This window comes from Frankia sp. CcWB3 (assembly GCF_977927595.1).
In genome coordinates this window covers 1-3,263 of record NZ_CDWRCK010000192.1, presented here as the reverse complement: position 1 = coordinate 3,263, position 3,263 = coordinate 1, and the positions used below count along the sequence as shown (strand labels likewise).

The 3,263-nt window shown below is 70.1% G+C and carries 4 protein-coding genes; all 4 read left to right on the top strand.

The features are described from left to right. Nucleotides 1-166: 166 nt before the first annotated feature. Complete coding sequence (murI, locus tag ACY5KJ_RS14550) at nucleotides 167-1,069, top strand: glutamate racemase (protein WP_462203591.1); 903 nt, start codon at nucleotides 167-169, stop codon at nucleotides 1,067-1,069. Next, entirely contained in the window at nucleotides 1,066-1,812 is a 747-nt protein-coding gene (locus tag ACY5KJ_RS14545; protein ID WP_462187861.1) for an MBL fold metallo-hydrolase, read from the top strand. The genes murI and ACY5KJ_RS14545 overlap by 4 nt, the downstream gene beginning before the upstream one ends. Before the next feature lie 81 nt (nucleotides 1,813-1,893). After that, nucleotides 1,894-2,637 (top strand): ribonuclease PH, encoded by a 744-nt coding sequence (gene rph / locus ACY5KJ_RS14540; protein ID WP_462187860.1) that lies wholly within the window; start codon nucleotides 1,894-1,896, stop codon nucleotides 2,635-2,637. Continuing rightward, a partial coding sequence (gene rdgB / locus ACY5KJ_RS14535) for an RdgB/HAM1 family non-canonical purine NTP pyrophosphatase (RefSeq protein ID WP_462203590.1) occupies nucleotides 2,634-3,263 on the top strand: 630 nt, incomplete at its 3' end. The genes rph and rdgB, both read left to right, overlap by 4 nt.

Sequence of the window (3,263 nt, the reverse complement as noted above, 5' to 3'; positions counted from 1 at the left end):
TTCGAAACGCGCAAGTTATTTCATTTCGACTCCACAGCGATGCGCCCAGCTCAGCGGGGCGAGATGATCCTATGTCGGACACGCGAGGACTGTCCGGGATCGGACAATGGTTCCGTGACAACAGCCACAGGGTGAGCATCGGGTTTCCGGCTTAGTCTGATCGCTCATGAGCGGCGCGCCAATCGGGGTGTTCGACAGCGGGGTGGGCGGTCTGACTGTGGCACGCGCCATTCTGGACCAGCTCCCGCATGAGCCCCTGGTGTATCTCGGGGACACCGCTCGGGCACCCTACGGCCCGCGGCGGATCGCCGAGGTGCGTCGCTACGCGCTCGATGCCCTCGACCGGCTCGTGGACGAGGGCGTGAAACTGCTGGTCATCGCCTGCAACACGGCAAGTGCCGCCTGCCTGCGCGACGCCCGGGAGCGTTACGACGTACCGGTCATCGAAGTGATCATGCCGGCGACTCGCCGGGCGGTCGCGGCGACCCGCAGCGGGCAGGTAGGCGTCATCGGCACGCTGGCGACGATTGCCAGCCGCGCCTACGACGACGCGTTCACCGCCGCCGCGGGCGTGGAGCTGACCGGTGTGGCCTGCCCGGCGTTCGTGGACTTCGTTGAGCGGGGTATCACCTCTGGGCGGCAGTTGCTCGGTCTGACCGAGGCGTACCTCGCACCATTGCAGGAAGCCGGCGTAGACACGGTGATACTCGGATGTACACATTACCCACTGCTGACAGGGGTAATCGGCCTCGTGATGGGAGAGGGCGTCACTCTGGTGAGCAGTGCCGAGGAGACGGCCAAGGACACCTACCGGGTACTCGTCCGGCATGGGCTCTTCCGCGATCCGGGCCTTCCGCCGCCCACGCACCGGTTCCTCACCACGGGTGATCCAACCTTGTTCAGCCGGGTGGGACGCAGGTTCCTCGGCCCCGAACTCGTCGGCGTCGCGGCGGTGTCCCCGCCTGTTCCCGCCGCGCGGGCCACAGTCACGCCTCCAGCCGCCTGGGCCGCCCGAACCGGGGCGGACCAGGAACCCTCCTCCCAGCAGAGCCCGGTGGTGCCACGGTGAAACTGACGATCCTCGGCTGTTCGGGCACGTATCCCGGCCCGACGTCGGCCTGTTCGTCCTACCTTGTCGAGTCGGACGGGTTCCGGCTCGTCCTCGACGCGGGCAACGGGTCCATGGGTGAGCTACAACGGCACTGCGACCTGCGCGAGATCGACGCGGTGCTGCTCAGCCACCTGCACGGCGACCACTGCCTGGACCTGGTGGCCAACTCCTACGCGCGGCGGTACCACCCGGAGGGCATGCCGCCCAAGCTCCCGGTCTACGGCCCGATCAACACCCAGGAACGGCTGTGCGGAGCGTTCGAGAAATGGCCGGACGACAGCCTGGCCGACATCTACGGCTTCCGGACCATCGGCGCCGGCTGCCTGCACATCGGGCCGTTCCGGATCGATCTCACCCGGGTGGCCCATCCAGTGGAGGCCTACGGCGTCCGCCTCACCGCCGACGATCGGGTACTGACCTACTCGGGCGACACCGGGGCGTGTGACCGGCTGGTCCGCCTCGCCACCGACAGCGATCTCTTCCTCTGCGAGGCGTCGTTCCTCGACGAGGAGGACAACCCCCCGGACCTGCATCTGACCGGCCGGGAGGCCGGCGAGCACGCCCGGCGAGCCGGTGTGGGCCAGCTCGTGCTCACGCATCTTGTCCCGTGGGGGAACGCCGCCCGTTCCGAGGAGGAAACGGCCGGCGTGTATGACGGCCCGCTGACCCTCGCGAGCCCCGGCACCGTCTACGAACTCTGAGAACTCTGACGGACCGCACCTCCGCACCTCGGCGCGACCTCGGCGCGCGGCCGGGTCGCCCTGGGCCGATAGTGTCGCGGCGTGATACGAGCGGATGGCAGGAGACCGGACGAACTCCGGCAGGTGACGATCCTGCGGGGATGGCAGGAGCATGCGGAGGGATCCGCGCTGGTCAGCGCGGGCCGGACCAGGGTGCTGTGCGCGGCCTCGGTAACCACGGGGGTCCCGCGCTGGCGCAAGGGCAGCGGCCTGGGCTGGGTGACCGCCGAGTACTCCATGCTTCCACGGGCCACCGACACCCGTAACGATCGCGAGTCCGTGCGCGGCCGCATCTCCGGGCGGACCCACGAGATCTCCCGGCTGATCGGCCGCAGCCTGCGTGCCTGCATCGACCTGAAGGCCCTCGGCGAGAACACCATCGCGATCGACTGCGACGTGCTGCTCGCCGACGGCGGCACGCGCACCGCCGCGATCACCGGCGCCTACGTCGCGCTGGTCGACGCCGCCCGCTGGCTCGGCCGGCCCGGCGCGATCACCACGAGCGTCAGTGCGGTCAGTGTCGGCGTGGTCAAGGGCGAGGCGATGCTCGACCTGGCCTACAGCGAGGATTCCACCGCGGACACCGACATGAACGTGGTGTGCACTGGGGCGGACGGTTTCGTCGAGGTCCAGGGCACCGCCGAGGGCACCCCGTTCGACCGGACGATGCTCGACAGCCTGCTCGACCTTGCAGTGCGTGGATGCGCCCAGCTCACCGCGATCCAGACCGAGGCGTTGCGCGGCCCGGTTCCGGCGGGGCCTCCTCGCCCGGGAGGTGCTCGATGAGCGCCAAACACCACGGATCGACCCGGACGACGAAGGTGGTCCTCGCCAGTCGCAACGAGGCGAAGCTCGCGGAGCTGCGCCGCCTCCTGGCGGCCAGCGGCCTGGCCGTGGAACTGGTGGGCCTGCCGCCCGGCAAGGAGGTACCCGAGACCGGGACGACCTTCGCTGAGAACGCGCTGATCAAGGCGCGGGCGGCGGTCGCGGAGACCGGGCTGCCGGCGGTCGCCGACGACTCCGGGCTCGCCGTCGACGAGCTGGCCGGGATGCCGGGGGTGCGTTCGGCTCGATGGTCGGGCCGGCGCGACGGCACCCGGGTCGAACGGGACACCGCCAACAACACCCTGCTGCTCGCGCAGCTTGACGACGTCCCAGCCGACCGGCGCCACGCCGCCTTCGTCTGCGCGGCGGCCCTGGTCACCCCGGACGGCGTCGAACGGGTCGCCCACGGCGAGCTACGTGGCACCCTGCTGACCGAACCTCGCGGCGCGGGCGGCTTCGGCTACGACCCACTGTTCCTGGCCGACGGTCAGACCCGGACGAACGCCGAACTGTCCGCGGCGGAGAAGGATGCGATCAGCCACCGCGGCCGAGCCTTCGGTGAACTGGCCCTGATCCTCGGCGAGGTC